This window comes from Mesorhizobium sp. M7A.F.Ca.US.002.01.1.1, from assembly GCF_004022955.1.
GTDB lineage: Bacteria > Pseudomonadota > Alphaproteobacteria > Rhizobiales > Rhizobiaceae > Mesorhizobium > Mesorhizobium ciceri.
Genome location: NZ_RZQE01000419.1, coordinates 1 through 5,259 on the forward strand (window position 1 = coordinate 1; position 5,259 = coordinate 5,259).

5 protein-coding genes and 1 tRNA gene are annotated in these 5,259 nt (G+C 60.5%); 5 read left to right on the top strand and 1 reads right to left on the bottom strand.

The genetic code is table 11. The features are described from left to right. The 4 genes from EN932_RS28350 to EN932_RS28365 all read left to right on the top strand — a co-directional run. Positions 1-1,345 (top strand): alpha/beta hydrolase (locus EN932_RS28350; protein ID WP_164890655.1); only part of this gene is annotated, 1,345 nt, incomplete at its 5' end. Positions 1,346-1,560: 215 nt separating this feature from the next. Next, on the top strand, positions 1,561-2,811 hold the full coding sequence (locus tag EN932_RS28355; protein ID WP_127385443.1) for a YcbK family protein: 1,251 nt from the start codon (positions 1,561-1,563) through the stop codon (positions 2,809-2,811). Positions 2,812-3,113: 302 nt separating this feature from the next. Then, positions 3,114-3,188 (top strand) — tRNA-Glu (locus EN932_RS28360). A gap of 157 nt (positions 3,189-3,345) precedes the next feature. After that, positions 3,346-3,840, top strand: coding sequence for a hypothetical protein (locus EN932_RS28365; RefSeq protein ID WP_128369239.1), 495 nt, complete (start codon positions 3,346-3,348; stop codon positions 3,838-3,840). Positions 3,841-3,877: 37 nt separating this feature from the next. Here the strand turns inward: EN932_RS28365 and EN932_RS28370 are convergent, their stop codons facing one another. Further along, the gene (locus tag EN932_RS28370) at positions 3,878-4,522 is read right to left on the bottom strand and encodes a hypothetical protein (RefSeq protein ID WP_128369240.1); all 645 of its coding nucleotides are present in this window, start codon (positions 4,520-4,522) and stop codon (positions 3,878-3,880) included. A gap of 325 nt (positions 4,523-4,847) precedes the next feature. Between EN932_RS28370 and EN932_RS28375 the strand changes: the two genes are divergently transcribed. Beyond that, the gene (locus EN932_RS28375) at positions 4,848-5,075 is read left to right on the top strand and encodes a helix-turn-helix transcriptional regulator (RefSeq protein WP_128369241.1); all 228 of its coding nucleotides are present in this window, start codon (positions 4,848-4,850) and stop codon (positions 5,073-5,075) included. The last annotated feature ends 184 nt before the right edge of the window (positions 5,076-5,259 follow it).

Below are 5,259 nucleotides of genomic sequence, written 5' to 3' on the forward strand. Positions count from 1 at the left end.
CCCCACCCGCCACAAGGCCGGCTTTTACGTCAAGCAGGTGTCCAACGCCATCTCGCCGTCGAATTTCATCCTGACCAATCCGGAACTGTTCCGCGAAACCGTCGCCTCGAACGGCGAAAACCTGGTGCGCGGCATGAAGATGCTGGCCGAGGACATCGCCGCCGGCAAGGGCGACCTGAAGCTGCGGCAGGCCGACTACTCGCCCTTCGAGATCGGCAGGAACATCGCCACCACTCCCGGCAAAGTGGTCGGCCGCAGCGACGTCGCCGAAATCATCCAGTACGAACCGGCGACCGAGACGGTGCTCAAGCGGCCCCTGCTGATCTGCCCGCCATGGATCAATAAATTCTACATCCTCGATCTGAACCCGCAGAAATCCTTCATTCGCTGGGCGGTTGAACAGGGCCACACCGTGTTCGTCATCTCCTGGGTCAATCCGGACGAGCGCCACGGCACCAAGAGCTGGGAAGCCTATATCCGCGAGGGTCTGCAATACGGCCTCGACACGGTCGAGAAGGCCATCGGCGAACGCGACGTCAACGCGATCGGCTATTGCGTCGGCGGCACGCTCCTAGCGGCGGCCCTGGCGCTGATGGCGCAAGAGGGCGACGACCGCATCAAGTCGGCGACCTTCTTCACCACGCAGGTCGACTTCACCTATGCCGGCGACCTGAAGGTGTTCGTCGACGAAGAACAGGTCGCGGCAGTGGAAAAGTCGATGAGCGAAAAGGGCTATCTCGACGGCACCAAGATGGCGACCGCCTTCAACATGCTGCGCTCAGGCGACCTGATCTGGCCCTATGTCGTCAACAACTACATGCGCGGCAAGGATCCCCTGCCCTTCGACCTGCTCTACTGGAATGCCGATTCCACCCGCATGGCCGCAGCCAACCACTCTTTCTACCTGCGCAACTGCTATCTTGAGAACAACCTTTCGCAAGGCACGATGGAACTGGCGGGCCGCACGGTCTCGCTCGGCGACATCACCATCCCGGTCTACAACCTCGCCTCCAAGGAAGATCACATCGCGCCGGCGCTTTCGGTGTTCCTCGGCTCGAAATATTTCGGCGGCACGGTCGAGTATGTGATGGCGGGGTCGGGCCATATCGCCGGTGTCGTCAATCCGCCGGCATCCAACAAATACCAGTATTGGACCGGGGGTACGCCGACGGGCGACTTCAGCCAGTGGATAGCCAATGCCACCGACCATCCAGGATCCTGGTGGCCGCACTGGCAAGGCTGGATAGAGGCCAAGGACAACACCCGCGTGCCTGCCCGCAAACCGGGCAAGCATATGAAAACTTTGGGTGATGCTCCGGGCACCTATGTGAAGGTCCGTGTGTAACGGACTGTAATGTGTGGTGAGTTGACGGGCCGCCAAAAGCGGGCGAAATGGTGTCGTCAACCATCAAGCGGCCGTAATTCGGCAATCACTGCAAAAATACTTCCAGGCTTGCGGATTTGACACAGGTCTCGTTTCCGGATCGGAGACAAAGGTCACCTTGGCAGCGACGCATGCATGCCGCGCCAAGATATGCCGACCGGACATCGAGGGGGAATTTGAGTTTGAAATCAGCAGGATGGAGCCTCGCAAAGGGAGAACGCCGCGCCATTGTGGCAGCGCTCTGCTCCTTGCTTCTGGCCTCCTGCACTTCGGCTGGCGACCCGGCAATGTCGGTCGGAATGCCCGGCTACAATGCCACCGCATCGGATGTAAACGCGGCCTCCAGCGGCAAGGCGATCGCCGCCTCCGATTCGTCTGATGTCACGACGGAGCAGACGACCGTGATGACGGCAAGCGACACGGCGCTGCCTGAAAAGGTCGCCTATGTGCCTGTGTCCAAACCGGGAGCTGTCTTTCCGCTGACCATGCCGGCGGGCGCCGAAACCATCGTTGGAAACACGCCGCAGTCGCTGACGCAGCAGGCACAGACCGCGCAGCAGACCGATGCGGTCGCCCAGCAGATTGCCGCGGCCGACGGCGACGTGGCGGCGCCGAAGCCCGCTGCCGCTCCGGCCATGAACAACCCGGTCTATGTGACGGCTGGCGAGATGCCGCAGGCCGAAGCACCAAAGAAGAAAGGCTTCCTGGCTTCGATGTTTGGCGCAACGCCAGCCTCGGCGACACCAGCCCCCCTCATCAGCAACGCCCGGACGGGCGAGCAGCCTCCGGCGCAGGCAAAAGCGACGCCAGCAGCGGCAAAGCCGATCATCACGCTTGCCTCGGCCGATTCCACGGCCAAGCCGGTACAGCTGGCTTCGCTCGGTGGCGATAGCGGTCACATCACCGGCAGCGATGCCCTGCCCGGCGTGCGCCAGACGGCCCTGTTCGAGATCAAGCGCAAGTCCGGCCTCGATGACGAAAGCGACGTCGACCTCAACGAGGATGAGGGGCCAGTGGGCGGCTCCTATCAGGTTGCGTCCGCCGCCGGCATGGCCCGGCTGGCGCCCAACGGGCTGCTCAAGCAGAACGAGAGCGTCGATGTGGCCTGCCTGAAACCGTCGCTGGTGCGCGTGCTGAAGACGATCGAAGGCCACTACGGCCGCAAGATGACGGTGACGTCAGGCTATCGCGACCCGGCCCGCAATCGGCGCGCCAACGGCGCCAAGAATTCGCTGCACATGTATTGCGCCGCCGCCGACATCCAGGTTCCCGGCGTTTCGAAATGGGAACTGGCGAGCTACATCAGAAGCATGCCCGGTCGCGGCGGTGTCGGCACATACTGCCACACAGAATCGGTTCACGTCGACGTCGGTCCCGAGCGCGACTGGAACTGGCGCTGCCGCCGGCGCAGCGGCGGTGACGGCTAGTAGCGCTATTTGACGGCCTACGCCTGTCAGCCGCCAAGGCCGTTCCGGCAATATCGTTCCAGCCTCCTGAACATTCGAGATAGGCCGAAGCGTCCCCAACTTCGTCATCCTCGGGTCTTCGCGACGGAGCGCTCCTTGCTCCGCCCGTGGATGACGAAACGATGGGTGTCGCCGCTAATCGTCAAAGCCTGCCAACCCTCGGCAAACCGTTGATTTGGCAGGCCTGGAAAAAAGTTGTCCAAGGTGGCACCTGACGGGTTGCCGGTTGCGCACAACGCCAGTATAAGCCGCTTCGTCTGAGCGCGCCCATCGTCTAGCGGTTAGGACACCGCCCTTTCACGGCGGTAACAGGGGTTCGATTCCCCTTGGGCGTACCAGCAATTTCAATGACTTAACTTGATCTTCCCCCCGTCCGTCTCATAAGCGTCAAATAAGCGCAGCGAATATCAGCGAACGTCCGCGCACAAACCGAGTCGGCGCGGGAGCGAAAAGCCTGGCATCGTGAATGGGACGCGACACAAAGGAGGCGACCTTATGACACTGTCGGCGTGGGTTCCTGTATTGAAAGACGTTGTGCTTTTTGCGCTGGCCCTGTGGGGCGCCGCCCTTTCAACCGTTAACTGGTGGAAGACAGGTCGGCGCGACCAGCGTCTGATCAAGGTCGATCTAGGCTCGGGCATGGCCAACGTTGGGCCTATGTCCGGCAGAGCCTTCGCCCATTTCAAGGTGACAAACGTCGGCCATCGTGCGGTCACGGTTGCGTCTATTTGGTTGGAGATGCCTAAAGGCAAACGCATGTTCTCGACTTCAATCCTTAACATGCCAGGAATGGTGGACACGTCATTGCCGGCAACATTGAGCGACGGGCAATCTGCTCATTTGTGGATGAGCTATCAAAGCATCGGGCGCGCGGTGGCTGATCTGGGAATGGAGTCGGCAACACTTTGCGCCGTCTGCGAAGACAGTACCGGGAAAACCCACCGCAGCAACTCTTGGTCCGTAAATGCTGCCGAGTTCCTTGACATGTAAAGCCCGCCACCGTGAGGCAGCGGGCTAATCCTTCGGTTCACGCTCCGCGCCGCCCCATCACTTCGGCACGGACCTGGGCCACCGCCATCGCGAACTTATTAATCTCCCCGAGGAAACCGATTTCGACGCCGGTCAGATGACGCCCCCACGGCTTCAACTCTTCGGTCCTGACGCGAACCATGTCATTCACAATGCAGCCGAGCAGCGTTGCGTTGCCGTTGGTCGGGTGATCGCCAATGAAATTCAGGTACTCATCGGCAAGTTGGTGACCAAGATTGCAGTCGACTCTATAATTGCCGCTGGCTTCCACGATCCAGTGATCGACACCGCTGCCGCGCGGCTTCCGCCTGCGCATGAATGACAGAGCGTCAGCGTGGTGCGGCAAAGGCTTGTATATCCCTTCGCTTGGTGGACGGTCTTCCTCGCCGAGATCCCGGAACGACTGGAAACCACCGACTTTGCTTGACTTGGATGGGTAGATGTGGGCCACATAGGTGTCTGCCGTCCCCATGTCCTCGATCCACTCATCCATCGCCACCGCCAATTCTCGCGCGAGCCGATTGACCTTTGTCATCGGCGCTTCTGCTTGGGCTGCCTTGGCTTCATCGAAAGGGGCCAGTGCTGCGGCGGCAACCGCAGCCGAACTGGCGAATACGTTACGGCGACTGACGTGCTGGTTCATGATTGATCTTCCTGCGTCGATTGTGGGGGGCGTTGCTCGCTCATCAATGGTCACTGAGTCGTGACGCTGTAGCGATCCGAACAGCCGGCGAAGCTGGGGAAATCCTGACGAGCCGTTCATCATGGTTTCTCTCCGGTAAATCCAAAGGGCTGTAAAATGGGCATGCCTTCGGCGGCTGCCCGAACAGTGCTGTTCGGCATGGTTTTCTCTCCATCAGGTGTTAGCGATTTTCGCTATGGATAATCATAAACGCTATTAACCTAAATGCAAGCGTTATTCGATAGGGCTAGCGTTTATCGCTAATATGCGCTATTGGAGAAGAATGATGACGCCCGCTCAATGCCGCGCTGCCCGCGCCCTTCTCAACTGGTCCCAGCAGGATGCCGCCGACGCGGCGAAGATTGGCAACGCGACAATCCGCAACTTCGAGGCAGGCCGATCAACGCCGCAAAATGCCACGCTTGACGTGCTTCAGCGCGCATTCGAGACAGCTGGGGTGGAGTTAATCCCAGAGAATGGCGGCGGAGTGGGGGTAAGGATGCAGAAGCCGTGACCGCCAACACTCCCCGCGCCCGCATGTCGGCCAAGCGCCGGCAAGCTATCTTCGCCGAGACCTGCCGAGGATTCGGAAGGCAAACCGCCAGCAGGCCCGGCATGAAAGCACAAAGAAGCCGGCGCGGGTTTTCAGGCCCCGGCTGGTATTTCGTTCGATTGGAAGCTTCGCCGCTATGTGACGA

Excerpts from the sequence above, each read along its gene's own strand:
- EN932_RS28365 (WP_128369239.1), top strand. The coding sequence starts at position 3,346 with ATGACACTGTCGGCGTGGGTTCCTGTATTGAAAGACGTTGTGCTTTTT.
- EN932_RS28375 (WP_128369241.1), top strand. The coding sequence starts at position 4,848 with ATGACGCCCGCTCAATGCCGCGCTGCCCGCGCCCTTCTCAACTGGTCC.
- EN932_RS28370 (WP_128369240.1), bottom strand. The coding sequence starts at position 4,522 with ATGAACCAGCACGTCAGTCGCCGTAACGTATTCGCCAGTTCGGCTGCG.